18 protein-coding genes are annotated in these 21,555 nt (G+C 72.9%); 10 read left to right on the plus strand and 8 right to left on the minus strand.

The window, feature by feature from the left end:
* Positions 1–157: 157 nt before the first annotated feature.
* Both EV371_RS32650 and EV371_RS32655 read right to left on the minus strand, forming a co-directional pair.
* Positions 158–1,357 (minus strand): CapA family protein, encoded by a 1,200-nt coding sequence (locus tag EV371_RS32650; RefSeq protein WP_130465444.1) that lies wholly within the window; start codon positions 1,355–1,357, stop codon positions 158–160.
* Positions 1,358–1,444: 87 nt separating this feature from the next.
* Positions 1,445–2,086, minus strand: a complete 642-nt coding sequence (locus tag EV371_RS32655; protein ID WP_130465445.1) for an adenosylcobinamide amidohydrolase — start codon at positions 2,084–2,086, stop codon at positions 1,445–1,447.
* Between the two features lie 482 nt (positions 2,087–2,568).
* Between EV371_RS32655 and EV371_RS32660 the strand changes: the two genes are divergently transcribed.
* From EV371_RS32660 to EV371_RS32675, 4 genes are all read left to right on the plus strand, one after another.
* Positions 2,569–3,246, plus strand: coding sequence for a cyclic nucleotide-binding domain-containing protein (locus EV371_RS32660; RefSeq protein WP_130465446.1), 678 nt, complete (start codon positions 2,569–2,571; stop codon positions 3,244–3,246).
* Positions 3,247–3,426: 180 nt separating this feature from the next.
* A complete protein-coding gene (locus EV371_RS32665; protein ID WP_486484888.1) occupies positions 3,427–3,855 on the plus strand; it encodes a PadR family transcriptional regulator in 429 nt (142 codons plus the stop codon).
* Entirely contained in the window at positions 3,852–4,553 is a 702-nt protein-coding gene (locus EV371_RS32670) for an RDD family protein (protein WP_165436892.1), read from the plus strand. The genes EV371_RS32665 and EV371_RS32670 overlap by 4 nt, the downstream gene beginning before the upstream one ends.
* Positions 4,550–5,818, plus strand: coding sequence for an alpha/beta fold hydrolase (locus tag EV371_RS32675; RefSeq protein ID WP_165436893.1), 1,269 nt, complete (start codon positions 4,550–4,552; stop codon positions 5,816–5,818). Before EV371_RS32670 ends, EV371_RS32675 begins: the two co-directional genes overlap by 4 nt.
* Here EV371_RS32675 and EV371_RS32680 read toward each other — a convergent pair.
* From EV371_RS32680 to EV371_RS32690, 3 genes are all read right to left on the minus strand, one after another.
* Positions 5,737–6,123, minus strand: coding sequence for a hypothetical protein (locus EV371_RS32680; RefSeq protein WP_130465449.1), 387 nt, complete (start codon positions 6,121–6,123; stop codon positions 5,737–5,739). The two genes, EV371_RS32675 and EV371_RS32680, sit on opposite strands and share 82 nt — an antisense overlap.
* Entirely contained in the window at positions 6,120–6,365 is a 246-nt protein-coding gene (locus tag EV371_RS32685) for a hypothetical protein (RefSeq protein ID WP_130465450.1), read from the minus strand. Before EV371_RS32685 ends, EV371_RS32680 begins: the two co-directional genes overlap by 4 nt.
* A 223-nt stretch (positions 6,366–6,588) precedes the next feature.
* Positions 6,589–7,752 carry a helix-turn-helix domain-containing protein gene (locus EV371_RS32690; RefSeq protein WP_130465451.1) on the minus strand — a complete coding sequence of 388 codons (1,164 nt, stop codon included), beginning with the start codon at positions 7,750–7,752 and terminating at the stop codon, positions 6,589–6,591.
* A 260-nt stretch (positions 7,753–8,012) separates the two neighbouring features.
* On the opposite strand from EV371_RS32690, the gene EV371_RS32695 reads away from it, so the two are divergent.
* The 6 genes from EV371_RS32695 to EV371_RS32720 all read left to right on the plus strand — a co-directional run bounded on the left by EV371_RS32695 (position 8,013) and on the right by EV371_RS32720 (position 16,495).
* Positions 8,013–8,672 carry a TetR/AcrR family transcriptional regulator gene (locus EV371_RS32695; RefSeq protein ID WP_130465452.1) on the plus strand — a complete coding sequence of 220 codons (660 nt, stop codon included), beginning with the start codon at positions 8,013–8,015 and terminating at the stop codon, positions 8,670–8,672.
* Between the two features lie 39 nt (positions 8,673–8,711).
* Positions 8,712–9,518, plus strand: coding sequence for a TIGR03084 family metal-binding protein (locus tag EV371_RS32700; protein WP_130465453.1), 807 nt, complete (start codon positions 8,712–8,714; stop codon positions 9,516–9,518).
* Between the two features lie 77 nt (positions 9,519–9,595).
* Complete coding sequence (locus tag EV371_RS32705; protein WP_486484996.1) at positions 9,596–11,257, plus strand: acyclic terpene utilization AtuA family protein; 1,662 nt, start codon at positions 9,596–9,598, stop codon at positions 11,255–11,257.
* 85 nt (positions 11,258–11,342) lie between these two features.
* Positions 11,343–12,881 carry an acyl-CoA carboxylase subunit beta gene (locus tag EV371_RS32710; RefSeq protein ID WP_486484997.1) on the plus strand — a complete coding sequence of 513 codons (1,539 nt, stop codon included), beginning with the start codon at positions 11,343–11,345 and terminating at the stop codon, positions 12,879–12,881.
* A gap of 109 nt (positions 12,882–12,990) precedes the next feature.
* Complete coding sequence (locus EV371_RS32715; protein WP_130465456.1) at positions 12,991–15,156, plus strand: ATP-binding protein; 2,166 nt, start codon at positions 12,991–12,993, stop codon at positions 15,154–15,156.
* Positions 15,157–15,199: 43 nt separating this feature from the next.
* Positions 15,200–16,495 carry an acyl-CoA dehydrogenase family protein gene (locus tag EV371_RS32720; RefSeq protein WP_130465457.1) on the plus strand — a complete coding sequence of 432 codons (1,296 nt, stop codon included), beginning with the start codon at positions 15,200–15,202 and terminating at the stop codon, positions 16,493–16,495.
* Here EV371_RS32720 and EV371_RS32725 read toward each other — a convergent pair.
* From EV371_RS32725 to EV371_RS34880, 3 genes are all read right to left on the minus strand, one after another.
* The gene (locus EV371_RS32725; protein ID WP_130465458.1) at positions 16,492–17,667 is read right to left on the minus strand and encodes a hypothetical protein; all 1,176 of its coding nucleotides are present in this window, start codon (positions 17,665–17,667) and stop codon (positions 16,492–16,494) included. The two genes, EV371_RS32720 and EV371_RS32725, sit on opposite strands and share 4 nt — an antisense overlap.
* Positions 17,664–18,605 carry a transporter substrate-binding domain-containing protein gene (locus tag EV371_RS32730; RefSeq protein ID WP_130465459.1) on the minus strand — a complete coding sequence of 314 codons (942 nt, stop codon included), beginning with the start codon at positions 18,603–18,605 and terminating at the stop codon, positions 17,664–17,666. The genes EV371_RS32725 and EV371_RS32730 overlap by 4 nt, the downstream gene beginning before the upstream one ends.
* 86 nt (positions 18,606–18,691) lie before the next feature.
* Positions 18,692–20,461, minus strand: a complete 1,770-nt coding sequence (locus EV371_RS34880; protein WP_349340262.1) for a protein kinase domain-containing protein — start codon at positions 20,459–20,461, stop codon at positions 18,692–18,694.
* Positions 20,462–21,555: the final 1,094 nt, after the last annotated feature.

Consider the following 21,555-nt stretch of genomic DNA (forward strand, 5'->3'; position numbering starts at 1 on the left):
CGCCGCGCCGGGCTCGACTGCGACTCCGACTCCGGTCCGCGCGGAGTCGTCTCTGGCACTCACGCCGGCCAGCCTACGTCGCGGCGCCGACATCGACCTCGGGGAGCCCGACCCTGGCCGAAGCATGGGAAACCGCCCGCCCGGGGGGACAGCCCACTCAGCTGGCGGCGGCCGGCGGGGTGATCTTGCCGTCTGCGGCGACCCGTGCGCCGGTCTTGGGAAAGTCGGATCTGCACAGGTCCCGGACGAGACCGGCGGCCCGCCGCTGCGAGTCCATCGTCGGCTTGCCCGCGCCATTCATGTACGTCGAGACGAGCTGCCCGCCCATCCACTCGCCCTCGGCGGTCAGCGAGACCTTGAGTATGCCTCCCCAGCCGAGTCGGCCATTGTTGCTGAGCGTCCCCCCGCCACCGGCGAAGTTGCCGAGGCTGTAAGCGATCAGCCGGCCCTTGTAGAACTCCAGCGCCCGCATCACGTGCGGCCCGTGCCCGACCACCAGGTCGGCACCGGCGTCGATCATCGAGTGCGAGAACTTGATCGGGTCGCCCCGGTTCTCGCCCAGGAACATCTCGGTGCCGGGCCGGACCCGGGTCTTGTCCGAGCCCTCGCCGCCCATGTGCACCTGCACGACCACCAGGTCCGCCATGCCGGCGGCCTTCTGGATCACCTTCTTCGCCGAGCTGATGTTGGTCAGGCTGTTGGACCAGCGGTACGACGAGAAGCCGGCCACCGCCACCTTGACCCCCTCGACGTCGACCACGGTGATCTGGTCGGGCGCGCCGGTGTGCTGGAGGCCGTACTTCTCCAGCGCCTCCTGGGTGTTCTCGTAGCCGGCCTCGCCGTAGTCGTACCCGTGGTTGTTGGCCTGGTTGAGCAGCTCGAAGCCGGCCGCCTTGAGGTGCGCCGCATAGGACGGCGGGGCCCGGAACTGGTGGCAGCGGGTCGAGTTGGCGCCGCACTTGGAGGTGCCGGTGTCATCGGTCAACGGCTCTTCGAGGTTGCCCATCACCAGGTCGGCGGCGAGCGCCTTCTGGACCGAGTCGAAGAAGCCCTTGCCTCCGTTGGCCGGCAGCCGACCGGGGGCATTGCCCATCACGATGTCGCCGGTGGCGGACATGGAGATGACCTTTGGCTCCGGTTCGCCCGTCGGGGACGGGTCGGCCGAGGCGGGGCCGGTGGCGCTCGGCGCGGCCTGCGGCCCGGCCGGGTCGTCGCCACCGAGCATGTCGAAGGCGGCCACTCCCGCCACACCCACCCCGAGGAGCACGGCGAGGACGGCGGTGACGACGAGGGCGGTCCGGCCGGCGCTGCGGGGCGCCCGGCGGGACCTGGGTCTGGTCGGCTCGGTCTCGTACATCGCTCGGTGACAGTACCGGGCTCGGGCGACCGGGGCGACCGTCGACCGGCCGATGTTGCCGCGCCGCCAGGAGGGGGCCTCCCCCGGTCACCTTCGAGCACCACCCTCGCGTACCGCCCGGCAGGCGGCGCGGGCCAGCGGGGCTCCCCAGCGCGACCGTGGGCCGCCGTACGGGGCGGCGGGACCGTCCGGCGGGCAGAGCACGGTAACCGCGTCGGTGGCGGTGCCGGTGGCCGCCAGGCCCAGCTCGCGCAGCGCCTGCGCCTTTGCCTCGGTGATCGTCGCGACGGCGTTGACCAGGGCGGCATCACCCAGGCGCTCCGGCAACAGCGCGACGACGTTGACCGTGCCCACGGCACTCACCGGATCGACGGAGCCCACGGGATCGACATGCGCCGCCCAGATCGGGGCGCCGAGGCCGACGGTGGCCCAGATCCGGACACCGTCGTCGTCGGCGGTCACCACCTCGGCCACGTCGACGCCGGTGAGCAGCCCGACCCCGGGTCCGCGCAGGCCGAGCCGGTCGGCCAGCTCGCCGAGGTGGGCATCCGGGTCGTCCCGACGGTACGACATCGGCACGGTTGCGTTGACCACCCAGTGCCGTACCCCGATCCCGCCGCCGAGCGGGCCGGAGCTGATCGCCAGCGCCGGTCGGTGGGAGCGCCAGACCAGCAGCGGAAGGTCGCGCCCGTCCTCGGATCGGTAGGTCAGCTCCGGTTCGCCAAGCACCGGCCGACTCTACGGTCCGGTCCCGGACCTCTCCCTCCTCGGGCGCCCGACCGGCCAACCCCACCGCCACCCCGGCCACCCACCGCCACACCAGCCACCCACCGCCACACCAGCCACCCACCGCCACACCGGTCGACAACCGCATGCATTTCGTTCACCTGGACACCAGAGGCGTCACCGGGCACGGATAACGCCTCTGGTGTCCAGGTCGCCGCGCTGGACGATCATGGCATTCGGCCGGGTGGCGGTGCGGGTGCGGGATGTTGGGTACGGGCGGGCGCGGCAGGTACGGCGGCCGAGTGGAGACAGGAGCCGCCAAACCGGGCGTACCCCCTGGTCATCCGGGGTTAACTGGGCCCGAGCCGGATCAAGATTCCAGGGGGCTCCTCCGATTACTCTTCACATGCGCCTAGACTTGGCGGCGCGCGCCGATCACCGGCCGGAACCCGGCCGCGGGCGGCTCGCGTGGGCGGAGGTGCGCGATGGACGAGGTGTTGGCTCGGAGCGGGATCTTCCAGGGCGTGGACCCCGAGGCTGCCGAGGCACTCGCGAAGGACATGGAAACGATCGAGATCCGTAAGGGCGAGATCGTCTTCAACGAGGGCGAACCGGGCGACAGTCTTTATATCGTCCTGAGCGGCAAGATCAAGGTCGGTCGCCGGGCCGCCGACGGCCGGCAGAACCTGATTGCCGTGATGGGCCCGTCCGACATGGTCGGCGAGCTCTCGCTCTTCGACCCCGGCCCGCGTACGGCGACCGCCACCGCCGTGATCGACACCCGGCTCGCCCGGCTGCGCAAGCAGGCGCTGCGTCCGTGGCTGAACAACCGACCGGAGATCGCCGAGCAGTTGCTCCGGGTGCTCGCCCGCAGGCTGCGCCGGACGAACGACAACCTGGCCGACCTGATCTTCACCGACGTGCCCGGTCGGGTGGCGAAGAACCTGCTCCAGATGGCGGGCCGGTTCGGCACCCGGGACGGCGGGATACTCCGGGTCACCCACGACCTGACCCAGGAGGAGATCGCCCAGCTCGTCGGCGCCTCCCGGGAGACCGTCAACAAGGCACTCGCCGACTTCGCCTCCCGGGGCTGGCTGCGCCTGGACGGCAAGAGCATCATCATCCTCGACCCGGAGCGACTCGCCCGCCGCGCCCGCGTCTGAGCACCGCGCCCGGTGGTCTGAGCACCCGCGCGCACGCCGTTCGAACCCGCCCCACCGCCGACGCTGATCGGTCGGTGGGGCGGGTCGTTTCGGTTTTGTGGTGGCTTGCTCCTTGCACCGGCTGTTTCCGGCCGTCACCTATACCTTGTCGTCCGAGGTATCGGGTTGTAATTTGGTGTCGTGCCGAACGAGGGGGTGGCGGGGCCGGGCGACGAGGTCGCCGGCCTCGCCCGGCTGCGGCGTGAGCTGGCCCGGGGCACCGCAGAGCTGGCGGTCCTCTCGGTGCTCTCCTCCGAACGGCGCTACGGATACGAGCTGTTGAAGCTGTTGCAGAGCGCCGGAGCCGGCGTGCTCGAACTCAAGGAGGGCACGCTCTATCCGCTGCTGCACCGCCTGGAGGACGCCGGACACATCACGGCCGAGTGGGAGGCCGAGGGCCGGCAGCGGCCACGCAAGTACTACGCCCTCTCCGCCGCCGGGCGGGAGCGGCTGAAACTGCTGCGTACCGAATGGAGCGGGCTGGTCGGCGCGCTCGGCGGCCTCCTCGACTCGCTCGACGCGTTGAATCACGACGGCGCTTCCGGCGGCGCGGAAACGGATGCGACATGACCGACGATCGGCAGGCGATCGAAGCGTACGCGGACCGGGTCGAGCACCATCTGGTCGGTTCCGCGCCGTACAGGGCCGCGATCCGCGCGGAGCTGCTCGATCATCTCGACGGCGCCGCGAACGCCGGCGAGCTGTCCGACGCCCTCGGCCGGCTCGGCACCCCCGCAACGGCCGCCGCGTCGTTCGCGCTGGCCAGACCGCTGCCGCCCGCCCCGATGGGGCAACGCCTGGTGGCGGCGCTGGTAGACAATCTGCCGCTGGTCGGGGTTGCCGTGGCACTGTTCGTACTGGATCTGCTCGACGGCGGTGGCGCGTTCGGGGCGTTCCCGCCGTACGCGTACGTCCAGTTCGGGGATTCCGTCTGCCTCAGCGGCCCGGTGGGTCCCGGCTGCGGGGCGTACGACGGTGCGGGTCTGCTCTACAGCGTCGGTGTCCCGCTCGCGCTCGCCTGGTCGATCCTCGGGCTGGGCCTTATCGAGAGCCGGACCGGGTCCACCCCGGGCAAGCGGCTGGCCGGCCTGTGCGTGGTGACCGAGGCTGGCCTGCGCATCGGCGCGCTGACCGGGATCGTCCGGCGGGTCAGCTTCCTGCTCGGCCCGTTGGCCTGGTTGGATTGGGTCCCGTTCCTGGCGAATCGCCCGCGCCGGCTCTTCGACTACGTGGCCGGTACCCGGGTCGTCCGGCGGGCCGAGCCGTGACCGTCCGAAGAATCGCCCGCTGGCTGGTGTTCGTCGCGGCTGCCCCGATCGGCGCCGTCGCGGGGATCGTGACCCTGGTGCTGACCGTCGCGGCGACCGAGCAGCGGACAGTCGCCACGGTCGCCGGGGCACTCGCGCTCGGGCTCTGCACGGGTGCGTTGGCGTGGTGGGCGGTCCGGGGTGTCCGCTGGCGGACCGGACTCACCATCGCCGTCACCGCCCTGACATTCGGGCTGGTGGCGGCCGTGGTGGGAACGCTCGTCTACGCGCCCGCACCGCCGTACACCGCGTATCCGGGGTCTCCGGCCGTGCGGTACTGGGATCTGCCGACCGGTTCGCGGATCGCGTACACGAAAACCGCCGCGCTCGGGACGGCGCGGGCCACGCCCGTGATTTTGCTCCACGGTGGACCCGGCGCGCCCGACGAACCCGCTCCGGAACCGGCCGCCGCGCTCGCGACGGCCGGCTTCGACGTGTACGCCTACCACCAGATCGGCGCCGGCCTGTCCGAGCGGCTGGCCGACGCCTCCGGCTACACCGTCGCCCGGCACGTCGCCGATCTGGAGGCGATCCGCGGCACGCTCGGCGTCGAACGGATGGTGCTGATCGGCGCCTCCTGGGGTGGCCAGCTCATCGCGAGCTACCTGGCCGCCCACCCCACCCGGGTGGCGAAGGCCGTCGTCTCCTCCCCCGGAGCCATCTGGGCACCGGCGTTCAGCGATGCCGAACGGCTGACCGAGGCCGGGTACCGGGACCAGAGCCGGATCATCACCAGCCAGCCGCGATTCGCGCTCGCGCACGCGCTGATGCAGATGATCGGCCCGCAGCCGGCCCGGGTGCTGCTCCCCGACGCCGCCATGGACGGCGTGTACCAGGCCATCGTCGCCGACATCGACATGCGGCCCGGCTGCACCGCCCCGAGGTCGTCGGCAGCAGAGCCGGACGATCCCGAACCGGTCGGTTTCGGGTTCTGGGCCAACGCCGCCACCGTCTACGACAGCCAGCGGGTTCCTGATCCTCGGCCACGGCTGCGCCAGGTGACCGCACCGGTGCTCGTGCTCCGGGGGGAGTGCGACTACCTCGCCTGGGCCGTCACTCGGGAGTACCGGGACCTTCTGCCCGGCGCCGTTCTCGTACCGATCGACGGAGCCGGGCACAGCATCGCGGTCGACCAGCCAGAGCGCTATCGGGAGGCGATCCTCGCGTTCCTACTGGACAGGCCGCTGCCGGCGGAGCCGTACCGGGCCGCCGAACCGCCCTGGTGAACCGGGAGGTAGTCGTCGCCGATCAGATCGAGGTACGCCACTGCGGTCCGGAACGCCTGGCAGTCCGGCAGCACACAGACCGGGCAACCGCCCTCGGCGCTGGGCCAGTGTGCGGCGACGGTCCGCCGGGCGGCGAGCGTCAGGGTGCGCCGGGTGGCACGCCGGGCCGCCCACTCCAGCAGTACGCACTCCGCCGCACCGCCGGGCGAGGAGTACCAGCATCGTTCGACGGCCCGGCGCATCGCGACGACGGTCCGGGCGATCACCAATCCGCGACCGGCAGCCCGTCCGGCGTGGCCTGTCATCGGCCGATGCCGTCGCGGCGGTAGCCGCGTCGCCGGCTGTACCCACCGGTCCTCGCCGACCCGTCGACCTGCCCACCGGCGGTCGGAGCCGCCTGCCGATCCACTGCCTGCCGATCCGCCGCCTGTTGCTCGACGGGGGCGGCGCCTTCGGCGTAGCCACCCCGCTGGTCGGGGTACGCCGTCGCCGGTCCGACCTGGTCCGGCATCGGGTCGGACCGTCGAGTCCACCGCCATCCACGCATGATGATCTCCTCGCCCGCAGTGTCTCGGAGGCACGGCGGCCGGGCCCCACACGGCACCGACCGCCGCACCCGTTCGGACAGGTGCGGGCCAGAAGGGGAAGCTGGTCCCGCACCTGCGCATCGGAAGCGACGTGCGGCCGGGACCGTTTGCCGACGGGGGTCGCCACGCACTTCCGTGACAGAAGGTAGGCGAGGTGTGACGAAGGTTGATTGCGTCGTGCAATCAGACGAGTTGATGTTCCAGCCCGACAATCGCGGCTACCCGGCGCATCGGCCCGCTGATCGCGTTCTTTCTCGTCCGGCGGAGGATCACGGCGATGCTGTCCCGAACGGTGGGGCGGAGTCGGACGAACTGTGGCGCTATGGCCTCGGCACGCAGGAACGCTGCCATGGCCGCACCGTCGCGTCGCTGAGCCACGAGAGCCTGCCCGAGGTCCAGGTAGAAGGGTGCCTGGCGAATCGCCAACGGAATCCGCTCCGGCACGACAGATGCGGCGCGTTCGACAGCCAGCGCCGATTCTCCGAGTTCGAGTTGCACAGCCAGCCGCCAGATCCCGACATTTGTCGGTCCGAACGCGAATCGGGCCAGTCCCAGGTTGTCCGGCTCGCCGAGCGAGTCGGCAGCGTCCTGCGCCTCCCGGAGGTGGTCCAGGGCATCGTCCGGACGCCGGTCGACCGCCGACCGCAGCGCGGCATAGAGGTGCAGCATTCCGTAGACCTGGCGTACCTCCGGATCGCCGGTGTCCGGTTGCAGGTTCACCGCCATCCGCTGCGCGCGGGCGGTGGGCATGGTGGGCAACTCGGGCGGCAGGCTCAGAATTCGGATGAATTCGGCAACCCCTATCCACGCCGGCTTCTGTACCTCCTCGGCCGCCCGCACCGCGAGCCGAGCGGCGTCCCGGGCGAGATCCGGGTAGCCGAGGTGCTTGAGCGTGAACACCGCTACATGACACACCTGGACGAGATCCGGACCGGTCAGCCCACCGAGCAAGGCGGGCAGCATGGGAGCGGCGGCGGCGAAGTCGTACGCGCCGCCGGCCGCCATCAACCTCTCGACGCTGCCCTCAGGCGGACGGGTCTCGCCCACCTCTCGCCTGATCAGCGTCTCGCGGATCGCCGGAACACTGGCGGCAGCCGTCGCCTTTGCCGGTGCGGTCGGGTCGCCGGGCTGACCGGTCAGCTCTGAGACAGAGAGGCTGAGCGCGCCGGCCAGGGCGACGAGGGTGGCACGACGGTCGACAGCCCGCTCACCGCGCTCGATCTGGCTCAGGTACGGCTGACTCAGGCCAGCCAGCCCGGCCAGAGCACGCTGCGTCCTACCCCGGCGCTTCCGCCAGTAGGCGACCTGCTCGCCGATGAAGATGTCGTCGCCGATCCTGGCAGGCATCTGCTGAAACCCTCCCCCGGATGGGACTGGGCGGCAGTTCTACCGCCAGAATCCGGCAGGCCGCCAATTCGGACGGTACACGCTGCGACCACACGCAGCGAAACGGCACGGTCACGGACTCGACGTGGTGGTCGGCCCACCCCGCTCGGTGACGTGTCGGGCGGTCGACCGGTGCCGACCGCCCCGGACAGTCAGCCCCCGTCCGGCGACGAGAAACAAGCAGTCTTGACTGTTTGTTTGTTGGGCGGCAGGCTGGCACCGTGTCCGCCGCCGCGCCGAGCCGTACCCCGCAAGCCGCATCGAGCCGTACCCCGCAACGGGACCGCAGCCGAGCCACCCAGGCCCGGGTGCTGGAGGCCACTGTGGAGTGCCTGGTCGAGCGGGGCTGGTCCGGCACCACCACCACGGTGGTGGCGGCCCGGGCCGGCGTCTCCCGGGGCGCCCAACTGCACCACTACCCCACCAAGAGCACCCTGGTGATGGCCGCCGTCGAGCATCTGGCCGAGCGACGGGCGGCGGAGATCCGCGCCGAGGCGGCCGCCCTGCCGGCCGGACCCGAGCGACTCGACCGGGTGGTCGACATGCTGGCCGCCGCCTTCACCGGCCCGCTCTTCGTCGCCGCCCTGGAGCTGTGGGTGGCCGGCCGGACCGATCCGGAGCTGCGGGACGCGTTGGTGCCGCTGGAGGCTCGGGTCGGCCGCGAAATGCACAAACTCACCGTCGACCTGCTCGGCGCCGACGAACGGCAACCGGGGGTACGGGAGGCGGTCCAGGTGACCCTCGACCTGCTCCGTGGACTCGGGGTGGCCAACCTGCTCTCCGACGACTCGGCCCGGCGCGCCGCCCTGCTCGACACCTGGAAACGGCAACTCGCCTCGATCGTCGCCACCGCACGCCACCGACCCGTACCGCAACCGTGACCCGTACCCCTACCGCAACCGGCCGCGAGGAGCCCACGCATGGTCGACCTGGACAGCCTGCTGACGGACCTGGCCGCCGAGTCGGCGGCACTGGAGACGCTGGTCGTGGAGCTGCCCGAGGCGGACTGGGCCCGCCCCACCCCCGCACCGGGTTGGACCATCGCCCACCAGATCGCACACCTCGCCTGGACCGACCACGTCGCCACGCTGGCCGCCACCGACGCCGACGCGTTCGCCGAGTCGATCCGGCACGCGGCGAGCGATCCGCACGGGTTCATCGACCGGGGCGCCACCGAGTTTCTGGCGCCCGCACCCGGACTGCTGGACCGGTGGCGGGCCAGCCGGGCGGCCCTGGACCGGGCGCTGCGCGGCGTCCCGTCCGGGGTGAAGCTGCCCTGGTACGGGACCCGGATGTCGGCCACCTCGATGGCCACCGCCCGGATCATGGAAACCTGGGCGCACGGCGAGGACGTCGCCGACGCGCTCGGCGTCACCCGTACCCCGACCGCGCGGCTCCGGCACGTCGCCTACCTCGGCGCCCGTACCGTCGGACACGCCTTCGCCAGCCACGGCCGACCGGTTCCCGACTCACCCGTCCGGGTCGAGCTGGCCGGCCCCGACGGTGAGTCCTGGCAGTTCGGGCCGGCGGACGCGGCGGACCGGGTCTCCGGGCCGGCGCTGGACTTCTGCCTGCTGGTCACCCAGCGGCGACACCACACCGACCTGGCGCTCGTCGCGGTCGGGCCGGTCGCCACCGAGTGGCTCGGCATCGCCCAGGTCTTCGCCGGCCCACCGGGCCCGGGCCGGCAACCCGCCGAGGGGCGGCGCCCTGCCGCGACGCCGTGATCGGCGCCAGCCCGGACCTGCTGCGGATCGGCAACGCCTCCGGGTTCTACGGCGACCGGTCCAGCGCCTGGCGGGAGATGCTCGACGGCGGCGACCTCGACGTGCTGACCGGCGACTACCTGGCCGAGCTGACCATGCTGATCCTGGGCCGGGACCGGCACCGCGACCCCGATCTCGGGTACGCCCGCACCTTCCTCCGGCAGCTCGAACCCTGCCTCGGCGATGCGCTCGACCGGGGCGTACGGATCGTGACCAACGCGGGCGGACTGCATCCGGCCGGGTTGGCCACCGCGCTGCGTACCCTCGCCGACCGGCTCGGGCTGCCGTGCCGGATCGGGTACGTCGAGGGCGACGCGCTGGACCGGCCGGGCACGCTGACCGCGAACGCGTACCTGGGGGCGTTCGGCATCGCCGCCTGCCTCGATGCCGGGGCGGACGTGGTGGTCACCGGGCGGGTCACCGATGCCTCGCTGGCGGTCGGTCCGGCGATCGCGCACTTCGGCTGGACCCGAACCGACCTCGACGCCCTGGCCGGAGCGACCGTCGCCGGCCACCTGCTGGAGTGCGGCGCGCAGGTCAGCGGCGGCAACTTCAGCTTCTTCACCGAGTTGCCCGACGGCGGGCGCCGCCCCGGCTTCCCCCTCGCCGAACTGCACCGGGACGGCTCGGCGGTGCTCACCAAGCATCCGGGCACCGGGGGCGCGGTCACCCGGGAGACCGTCACCGCACAACTGCTGTACGAGATCGCCGGCCCCGACTATCTCGGTCCGGACGTGGTGACCCGACTCGACACGGTCGTCCTGACCGACGCCGGGCCGGACCGGGTACGCGTCAGCGGGGCGCGCGGCACTGCTCCGCCGCCCACCCTCAAGGTCGGGATCACCCGGCTGGGCGGGTTCCGCAACTCGATGACATTCGTCCTTTGTGGACTCGACATCGAGGCGAAGGCGGCGCTGGTCCGGGCCCAGCTCACCGACGCGGTCGGCGCCGACGGGCTGGAGTTCACGCTGGCCCGTACCGACCACCTGGACGCGGCCGACACCGAGACGGCGAGCGCGCTGCTGCGCGTACACCTGAGAGACGGTGACCCGAAGCGGGCCGGACGGGCCTTCTCGGCCGCCGCCGTCGAACTGGCCCTGGCCTCCTACCCCGGCTGCACCCTGACCACGCCGCCCGGCGACGCCAGCCCGTACGGGGTGTACGCCGTCGAGGAGGTGGCCCAGGAGGGTGTACGGCAGGTCGCCGTGCTCCCCTCCGGCGAGCGGCTCGACATCGCACCTCCGGCGGTCACCGCCCCATTGCACGACGGGGCCACCCCAGCGCGGCACGACGAGGCCACCGCAGGGCGCCGTGAGGAGCCGGTCCCGGAGCCGGACGAGGGGCCACCGGCCGGGAGCGGATCGACCCGGCGGGCGCCGCTGGGGACGGTGGTCGGCGCCCGCTCGGGTGACAAGGGCGGCGACGCCAACCTCGGGGTGTGGGCCCGGTCCGACGCCGGATACCGCTGGCTGCACGGCTGGTTGACCGTCGAACGGCTGCGGACGTTGCTTCCGGAGACCGCCACCCTGCCGGTGCGAAGGTACGACCTGCCCCGGCTGCGGGCGGTCAACTTCGTGCTCACCGGGCTGCTGCGCCCGGGCGCGGCCGGCTCGGCCCGGTTCGACCCGCAGGCCAAGGCGCTCGGCGAGCTGCTACGTGCCCGCCTCGTCGACCTGCCGGCCGAACTGCTCGACGGATGACGCTGGACGGGAGGAACTGGTCGTGAGCGTGCTGCGCACCGCCGTCGATCCGGCGGCTCCGGCGTACCGGGAGAACCGGGCGGCGATGCTGGACCGGCTGGCCGAGTTGGAGAGGGCGCTGGACGCCGCCCGGGCCGGCGGCGGTGAGAAGTACCTGGCCCGGCACCACGGCCGGGGCAAACTCCTGGCCCGGGAACGGATCGAGCTGCTGCTCGACCGGGACGCCCCGTTCCTGGAACTCTCCCCGGTCGCCGCCTGGGGCACCGACTTCCTGACCGGGGCCAGCGTGGTCACCGGGATCGGGGTGGTCGAGGGCGTCGAGTGCGTGATCGTCGCCAACGATCCGACGGTACGCGGCGGGGCGGTCAACCCGTACACGCTGCGCAAGACCCGGCGGGCCGGTGAGATCGCCCTGGCGAACCGGCTTCCGATGATCAATCTGGTCGAGTCCGGCGGGGCGGACCTGCCCAGCCAGGCGGAGATCTTCATCCCCGGCGGGCGGGTCTTCCGGGACCTGACCCGGCTCTCGGCGGCCCGGATCCCGACCGTCTCGGTGGTGTTCGGCACCGCCACGGCCGGCGGTGCGTACGTGCCGGGGATGTCCGACCACACCATCATGGTCCGCGACCGGGCGAAGGTCTTCCTGGCCGGGCCGCCACTGGTCAGGATGGCCACCGGGGAGGAGGCCGACGACGAGTCCCTCGGCGGCGCCGCCATGCACGCCAGCACCTCCGGGCTCGCCGACCACCTCGCCGTGGACGAGCGGGACGGGCTGCGACTGGCCCGGCAGTGCGTACGCCGGTTCGGCTGGCGCAAACACGGTCCACCGCCACGGTCGCCGGTCCCGCAGCCGCCGAAGTACGACCCCGAGGAACTACTCGGCATCCCCGGTGGCGACCTGCGGGTGCCGTTCGACCCGCGCGAGGTGCTGGCCCGGATCCTGGACGGTTCCGAGTTCGACGAGTTCAAGCCGGCGTACGGCCGCGCCCTGGCCACCGGATGGGGCAACCTGCACGGCTATCCGGTCGGCGTCCTGGCGAACGTGCAGGGAGTGCTCTTCTCCGAGGAGGCGCAGAAGGCGGCCCAGTTCATCCAGCTCGCCAACGCCGCCGACACGCCGCTGCTGTTCCTGCAGAACACCACCGGCTACATGGTCGGCACCGAGTACGAGCAGCGCGGCATCATCAAGCACGGCGCACTCATGATCAACGCGGTCTCGAACTCGACCGTGCCGCACCTGACGGTCAACCTCGGCGCCTCGTACGGTGCGGGCAACTACGGCATGTGCGGGCGGGCGTACGAGCCACGTTTCCTCTTCACCTGGCCGAACGCCAGGTCGGCGGTGATGGGCCCGACCCAGCTCGCCGGAGTGCTCTCGATCGTGGCCCGGCAGGCGGCGCAGGCCCGGGGCCGGCCGTACGACGAGGACTCCGACGCCGCCATGCGGGCCATGGTGGAGCAGCAGATCGAGGCGGAGTCCGCCGCGCTCCACCTCTCCGGGCGGCTCTACGACGACGGCGTCATCGACCCTCGGGACACCCGTACCGTACTCGGGCTCTGCCTCTCCGCAGTCCACAACGGGCCGGTCCGCGGCGCCGACACCTTCGGCGTCTTCCGCTTCTGATGCACCACTACGACGGCAGCAACACCCTCGGCACCCCGGCCGGACGGCTTCGGATGCGCCCGCCCGGACGACCACGCACACCCGGCACCCTGGTGAGGAGGAACTGCGGATGATCCGCAGACTGCTGGTGGCCAACCGGGGCGAGATCGCCCGACGGATCTTCGCCACCTGCCGATCCCTGGGCATCGAGACCGTCGCCGTGCACTCCGACCCGGACGCCGACGCGCCGTACGTCGCCGAGGCCGACCTCGCGGTCAGGCTGCCGGGCGCCGCGCCGGTCGACACGTACCTCCGGGTCGACCTGCTGGTCGCGGCGGCCAGGCGCACCGGGGCCGACGCGGTACATCCCGGCTACGGCTTCCTCGCCGAGCACGCCGGTTTCGCCAGCGCGGTCGGTGACGCCGGGCTGACCTGGGTCGGCCCGCCCGCCGGGGCGATCGCGGCGATGGGTGACAAGACCGAGGCGAAGGCGCTGCTCGCCGACGCAGGGGTGCCGATGCTGCCGACGTACACCGCCGCCGACCGGGTCGAGGCGTTCCCGGTAATGGTCAAGGCGGCGGCCGGCGGCGGCGGGCGCGGCATGCGGATCGTCCGCGACCGGGCCGACCTCGCCGACGCGATCGAGTCGGCCCGCCGGGAGGCCGCCGCCGCGTTCGGCGACGGTACGGTCTTCGTCGAGCCGTACGTCGAGCGGGCCCGACACGTCGAGGTGCAGGTCGTCGCGGACGCGCACGGTACCGTGCTCTGCCTCGGCGAGCGCGAGTGCTCGATCCAGCGCCGGCACCAGAAGATCGTCGAGGAGGCACCCTCGGTCGCGGTCACCCCTGCGCTGCGGGCCGGTCTGCAGAGTGCGGCGGTGGCCGCCACCCGGGCGGTCGGCTATCTCGGGGTGGGTACGGTCGAGTTCCTGCTCACCCCGGCCGGGGAGTTCCACTTCCTGGAGATGAACACCCGGCTCCAGGTCGAGCACGCGGTCACCGAGTGTGTCACCGGCACCGACCTGGTCCGGCTGCAACTGCTGGTCGCCGAGGGCGGCCGGCTGCCGGCCACCGCCCCGCCGGTGACCGGGCACGCGATCGAGGTGCGGCTCTGCGCCGAGGACCCGGCCGCCGACTGGCTGCCGGCCAGCGGCACGCTGCACCGGTTCGCCGTGCCGGGGGTGACCGTCGAGTTCGGCACCGATCCGGGGCGCGACCGCGGGCTGCGGCTCGACTCCGGGGTACGGGACGGCTCGGTGGTCGGGGTGCACTACGACTCGATGGTCGCCAAGCTGATCGCCTGGGCGCCGACCCGGGACGAGGCGGCCCGGGCGCTGGCCGGCGCGCTGCGTCGGGCCGAACTGCACGGCGTGGCGACCAACCGCGATCTGCTGGTCCGGGTGCTGCGCTCGGCCGAGTTCGTGGCCGGCGAGATCGACACCGCTTTCCTCGACCGGAATCCGGGGGTCTTCGTCCCGCTGCTCCCGCCGGACCGGGTCGGGCTGGCCGGGCTGGCCGCCGCGCTTGCCGGGGCCGCCGAACGCCGGGCCACCGCCCCGGTGCTCGGCACGCTGCCGTCCGGCTGGCGCAACGTCCCCAGCGCGCCACAAACCATCGGGTACGCCGGCCCGACCGGCCCTGTACGGGTGTGTGGGTCGCAGGATCACCTCGTCGCGGTCGAGATCGACTACCGGCTGGACCGCTCCGGCACCCTGCTCAGCTGGGCTGCCCGGCCGATCCACCCCGGCCAGCCCGACACCGGGCAACCGGACGCCGGGCAGCCCGCCACCGGACAGCCCCACTCGGACCGGCGCCCCGACACCGCACAGCCCGACCCGGACCGGCAGCCGGAGGTGCTGCTGGTCGCCGCCGAACCGTCCCGCACCGTGCTGACGGTCGACGGGGTCCGGCAGCTGTTCGCCGTACACCGGGTCGGTGGGGTCTCCTTCGTGGACGGTCCGGACGGTTCGGTGGCGCTGACCGAGCTGCCCCGGTACGCCGAACCGGCGCCCGTGCTGACCGAGGGCACGCTGCTGGCCCCGATGCCCGGCACGGTCGGCCGGATCCTGGTCACCGCCGGGCAACGGGTCGACGCCGGCGAGCCGCTGCTCGTGCTGGAGGCGATGAAGCTCGAACACCCGGTCACCGCCCCGACCACCGGGGTCGTCACCGAGCTGCCGGTCACCGCCGGCGCCCAGGTGGAGACCGGTGCGATGCTCGCCGTGGTCACCCCCGAACAACCCGCCACCGTCCCAGGGCCGGAGCAACCCGACGCGGCCGCCCCGGGCCCGGGGTAGTCCGCCGCCAGTTCCCCGCTCCCGTCGTCGGAAGGCATCCCGCATGGACTTCGACTCCACACCCGAGCAGCGGCAGCTCCGCGAGGCCGTCCGGACGCTCGGTCAGCAGTACGGTCACGACTACTTCGTCGCCAAGGCCAGGGCGGGCGAACACACCAGCGAGCTGTGGGACGAGGCCGGCCGGCTCGGCTATCTCGGGGTCAACATCCCCGCCGAGTACGGCGGCGGTGGCGGCGGCATCAGCGAACTGGCCATCGTCTGCGAGGAGTTGGCGGCGGCCGGTTGCCCGCTGCTGCTCCTGGTGGTGTCGCCGGCCATCGCCGGCACGGTGATCGCCCGGCACGGCACCGGGGAGCAGCGCCGGACCTTCCTGCCCGGGCTCGCCGACGGATCGCTGAAGATCGCCTTCGCGATCACCGAACCGGAGGCGGGCTCGAACTTCCACCGGCTCGGCACCGTCGCCCGCCGGGACGGCGCGGACTGGCTGCTCTCCGGCCGGAAGTGCTTCGTCTCCGGGGTCGACGAGGCGCCGTACGTCCTGGTCGTCGCCCGGGTACCCGACGACGGGCCCGGCGGACGGGCCGACGACGGGCCCGGCGGACGGGCCGACGACGGATCCGGCGGGCCGGCCGACGGCGACGGCGCGACCGATCAAGGCGGCGGTGACCCCGGGACGGCCGGCGTACGGCTCCGACCCGCGCTCTTCGTCGTCCCGACGGACGCCCCCGGGCTGACCAGGTCGAAACTGGAGATGGAGATCGTCTCCCCGGAGAACCAGTGGCTGCTCTACCTCGACGACGTACGGCTGGCCGGCGACGCCCTGGTCGGCGGGACGACCGAGCCGGGCGACCGGGGCGGCCTCGACGCCGGGCTGCCGGCGCTCTTCGCCGGACTCAACCCGGAACGGATCACGGTCGCCGCGATGGGCGCCGGCACCGGGCGGTACGCCATCGAGCGCGCCTCCACCTACACCGCCACCCGTCGGGTCTGGGGTCGCCCGATCGGCTCCCACCAGGGGGTCTCGCACCCGTTGGCGCACGCCGCCGTCCAGGTCGAACTGGCCCGACTGATGATCGCCAAGGCCGCCGCCCTGTACGACGCCGGGCGTGACGTCGAGGCCGGCGTCGCCGCGAACCTCGCCAAGTACGCCTCTGCGGAGGCGGCGGCGCTGGCCGTGGACACCGCGATCCAGGTGCACGGCGGCAACGGGATGACCACCGACTACGGGGTGGCCACCCTGCTCGGCGCGGTACGGGCCGGCCGGATCGCCCCGGTCAGCCGCGAGATGATCCTCAACTTCGTCGCACAGCGCGTCCTCGGCCAGCCGAGGAGCTACTAGACCGTGCGGCACTCCGCGGCGATCCGGTTCACCGGGCGTACCCGCCGGCCCATCCCCTCCAGCAGCGAGTCCTCGACGTGGAACCCGTGCACCCGCAGCCGGTAGCGGGGCAACTCCTCCTCGGTCGGGCAGAGCACCTGCGCCTCGACCCGGTCGGTCGGCACGTACCGGACGCCGCCGCGCTCCTGCAGGATCACCATGCTCACGTCGTCCACAGTGATCACGTGCCCACGGATCCGCTCGACGCCTCCGCCTTCCGAGCCGGGTGCGGGCACATCCGGGGCCGGCGGGCCGGTGCCGTCCTCGGCGGCCCGGATCGTGGTGACGGTCAGCGGCAGCACCGGAGTGGTGATCACCGGCAGCGCCGCCCAGCAGAGCATCGCCAGCACCGCCAACTGCGCCGCCATGGCGAGCGGCCGTGCCACCAGCACCGGTACGGGCCCGGTGACGAGCATCGCCAGCAGCGGTGGGGCCGCGATCACGAGTACCGCGAACGCCTCCCGCTGCTGCCACGCGTCGCCGAGGGTCGGCAGCATCAGCACGGCGTAGCCGACCAGGAGTGCGGCCAGAAGCAGCAGCCGGGGAATCCGCCGCTCGTCGAGCCGGGCGGGGCTGAGCTGGAACGCGGCCGCGAACGCCGGCAGCAGCAGTGGCAGGTAGAGGATCGGCCAGGTGGCGAGCGCGACGGCGAAGGCGGCGACCACCACCCACGGCGGGGTGATCGCCCGCCAACGCGCGAAGATCGGCGGGTGCCGGCCGATCCGGTGCGCCCGGTTGTGCTCGGCGCTGACCAGCAGCACTGCGCCGATCGCGAAGACCGCGACCAACCCGGCCGAGACCAGCCGGGCGGCGGTGGTGACCAGCGCGGCAGCCAGGTTCACCGGATTCACGTTGGCGACGAGCAGCAGGGTGGTCTGCAACTCGCCACCGGCCTCCACGCTCAGCCGGAGTACCGAGAAGATCGCCGGCACCCCGACGACCAGTGTCCAGAAGGACTGGCTGGCCCGGGCCTTCCGCTCCGCGACGTCGACGGACGGCCACCCGGCCGCCGACTGCCCGCCCCGGTCACCGCCGTCGCCCGCGACGGCGACCACCGGCACGCCCGGCTCCGGCCCGCCGGTCGCCTGGGCGCCGGTGGTCGGCTCGCCGGTGGCCGGGGCGTCGATGGTCACACCGGCGCCTTCTCGTCGAAGTCCACCAGGTCCGGGACGTTCAGCGGCGGCGGCTGCTGCCGGTCGGGTCCGAGCCAGGGCCCCAGGTGCCGGTGGTACGCGCTCAGCCACGGACTCGTCCGGCCGGCCCGCCCCTCCTGGTAACTCTTGTGCAGGAAGAAGGCGACCAGGTCCCGGAGTGCCGGATCGCCGATCGGCACCCCGATGCCAAGCTGCTCGCTGGTGCCGAACGGCATGTCGACGATCTCGAACCTGGTCGGATAGCGGGAGCGGAACCCGGCGAGGATGGTCTCGTCGGAACTCACCGCGTCGTACCTGCCGTCGAGGATCCCTTCAACGCAGTCGTGGACGTTCTTGACCACCAGCGTCTTGATCTCGTGCCTGCCGAGTTCGGCCTCGGTGGTCGATCCGCCGCCGACGCAGACCCGCAGGTCGGGACTGCGCAGGTCCTCGATCGTGCGGACCCGGTTCTTCAGCGCGACCGGGACCAGCACCTCCTGGGTGGTGACGAAGTACGGCCCGGCGAAGCTCACCAGCTTCTGCCGCTCCTCGGTGATGGAGAAGCTGGAGACGACCATGTCGACCTGCCCGCTCTGCAGCGCGGGGATCCGGTCCTCGGTGGCGAGCCGGACGAACTCGATCCGCTGGTCGCCGGCATAGCCGAGCGAGGCCGCGAGGTACCGGGCGATGTCGATGTCGAACCCGACGTACTTGCCGCTGTCGTCCAGTACGCCCATCAGCGGTTCGTAGTTGGCGACCCCGATGCGCAGCTTGCTCTGGCCGTAGATGTGCGACTGTTTGAGTTTCTCCTGCACGGAGGGGGGCTCGGGACCGCGCCGGCTGTCGCAGCCCGCTCCGGCGGCGAGCAGCAGGGTGAGCACGACCGCCAAGGTCGTGCCGAGCAGCCGTAGCCGGCCGCCGGGCGATGTCTCGGTCATCGGCTGACCCCGCTCTGGGAAGGGGGAGATGTTCTAGCTGAGGGTAGCCGCCAACGTCCACTTCGGTGTTCAACAGGGCGCGGAGATCAGCTCGCGGTGAGGGTCGGCCCGGTGAGCCGGTTGACGCCCTTGCCGGCCAGGCAGCGGAAGGTCCGCCCGATGTCGTCGGCTTTCGGTGGCAGTACCTCGAACTGCCACGGGGCGACGTCGAGCAGCGTGGTGGTGCGCCGGAAAATGGTCGCGTTGCAGACCTGGCGAACGGTGATGTCGTTCTTCACCGCCGCGTGGTCGGTCGGGTCCAGCCCGGGCGGCAGGTCGCCCTCGGCGTAGGACTCCCAGGTGTGCCGGCCGGCGCAGGATGTCGCGCTGGCCTCCGCCGTCGCGCCCCGGAGCCGGACCGGGCCGAAACACTCCAGCTCGGTCGGGCAGCGGGCAGCCTCGGGCAGCGACAACCGGCAGCCGGGCAGCGCACCGGTCCCGACCGACGGTCGGGCGGCGGTCGGGCCGGCCGTGGTCGCCACCGCCCGCCCGCTCGGCGAGGGCTTCGGCGCCCCTCGGGAGGCGACGAACCAGGTACCGCCGGTGATCGTGGCGACCAGGGCCAGTACGCCCAGCCCACCGAAGATCCAGTAGCGCCGCTTGCGGCGGCTCGGCGGCGAGGCGCCGGGCTCCCCGCCCGGCTCGGGCGGCCCGGTGCCGGGCCGGGGTGGCGGCGTATAGGACTTCGAGAGGTAGACGGTGGGCGGGGCACCGCCCGAGGCCGGCGCCCCGGAGACGGGGACCCCGGAGACCGGGACACCGGAGACCGGCGCGCCGGGGGCGGGAACGCCGGAGACGGGCGCACCCGAGGTGGGCGTGCGGGGCGAGGGCGTACCTCCGGGAGCCGACGTGGTCCCGACACCCGCCGGGCCGGCGACACCGCTGCCGGAGACGGCGACGCGGCCACCCGAGTCGCCGAGCGCTCCGGACGGCCAGGACCCGCCGGAGACCGGAATCCCGGTGACCGGCATCCCCGGCACCGGCACCGCGGTGATTCCGGTCGGGTTTGGTGTGGACGCCCCGGCCGGCGGATCCAGCGGTACGGCCGCGAGCAGGTCCCGCAGCTGCTCGGCGCTGGGCCGGTCGGCGGGGTCGTTGGCCATCCCGTAGCGGAGCAGGTCGAGCAGCGGGGCCGGCACCCCGGGCAGCTCGGGGATCGGCTCGGTGAAGAGCTCCATCAGGGTGAGCAGCCCCGGGTTGCGATCGGCCTGCCAGCGCGGCGGCTTGCCGTGCATCACCGCGTAGAGGGTGGCGCAGAGGGCGTACACGTCGACCGCCGGCGAGGGCGGGCTGTGCCGGAACATCTCCGGTGGTGCGTACGCCGGGGTCAGCACCTCCAGGGTGATCGCCGAGTCCCGGGCCTCGGCGAGTACGGCCAGCCCGAAGTCGGCCAGCGCCGGCTCGTTGAACCGGGAGTAGAGGATGTTGGCCGGCTTGACGTCGCGGTGCAGTACCCCGAGCTGGTGGGCGTCGGCGAGCGCGTCGGCGATCTTCACGCCGACGTCGCGGGCCTCGGCCGGCGTGAGCGGCGAGGTACGCATCCGCTCGGCGTACGACCCGTCGCAGAGCTCCATGATCAGATAGGGGTGCTGGTCCTCGGTGACCCCGGCGTCGAAGAGGTCGACCACGTGCGGGTGCGACGACATCCGGCCGGCCGCCCGCGCCTCCCGGAGGAAGCGGCGCTGGTCCCGCTCGCTGTCCAGGGTGCGGTTCTCGACCTTCACCGCGACCTCGCGCCCCACGGACTGCTGGGTGGCCCGGTAGACGGTGGCGTATCCGCCTCGGGCAAATACCTGCAGATCCGTCAGGCCGGGCACGACGGGCAATGGCAGCGCGCCTGGCGGGGTCTCGGTCACAGAGACGAAAATACCGGGAACATGAGCCGGTTCAGCCCCCCGCACCCGTGGCTGTTACCGGCTGGTTGCCATTGCGGCACTGGTCATACCAGAGGCCGGCGCCGGTGGCAACCGTACCCAGACCCTCCCAGAGGGCCACTCCGAAGAACCATCCGGACGCCACCTCGGTCAGCACCGGACGGTGAAGACGGCGACGGTCCAGCCGGCGACCGAACGGGGCAGCCCCACCTGCACTCCTCCGTGCCTGCGCCGGTGGCGTTCTGGACGGCAGTTGATCCAGGTTGACGGCTGCCCGCGCCGCACGGAATCCCGAAGATCCACAGAACCGGCCCGGGTGGTCAGCGGACCGGCCATCGGCCCGCCGGCCGGACTACGCCGGCCCGTCCCCGGCGAGAGCGGTCGGCGCCGAAACCTCACCGGCGAGCCGCTGCCGGACCACCACCAGCCCGTCCCCGGCGGCCCCGGTCGACGGCCCGACCCCGCCTACCCCGGTCGACGGCCGGGCCAGCCGGTCCCGCAACTCCTCCGCCGCGGCGCGCTCGCTGATCTGCTGCGTCGAGTACGCCAACCGGACCGCCTCCTCGGCGGCCCCGGCCGCCTCCACCGGCTGCCCCGCCGCAGCCAGCGCCTCGGCGAGCACCCGCGCGGCGATCACCCGGCTGCGGATGTCCTCGCCCGGAGCCTCGACCGCCTGCCGGGCCCAGTCCAGCGCCGCCGCAGTCTGCCCGTCGCCGAGCAGCGCGGACGCGTACCGGGCCAGTGCCTGGCGGCGGCTGAACAGCACCGAGGGCACCGCGCCGGCCGTCGCGATCGGTTCGAGCAGGCTCACCGCCGTGGCCGCGTCACCGTCGGTCAGCCGGCTCGCGGCGAGCAACATCCGGGGACCGAGCTGGGTCGGCGCGAGCGGGCTGTGCGGCTCCACCGCCGCCAGCACCGCCTCGGCGTCCCGCTCCGCCGCCGCGACGTCGCCCCGGTCCAGCGCCACGAACCCGCGCAGCGTGCCGGCGAGCCCGGTGAGCAGCGGATGCGAGGTACGCCGGCCGTAGCCGAGCGCG

It is taken from the genome of Plantactinospora sp. CNZ321 (assembly GCF_004217235.1).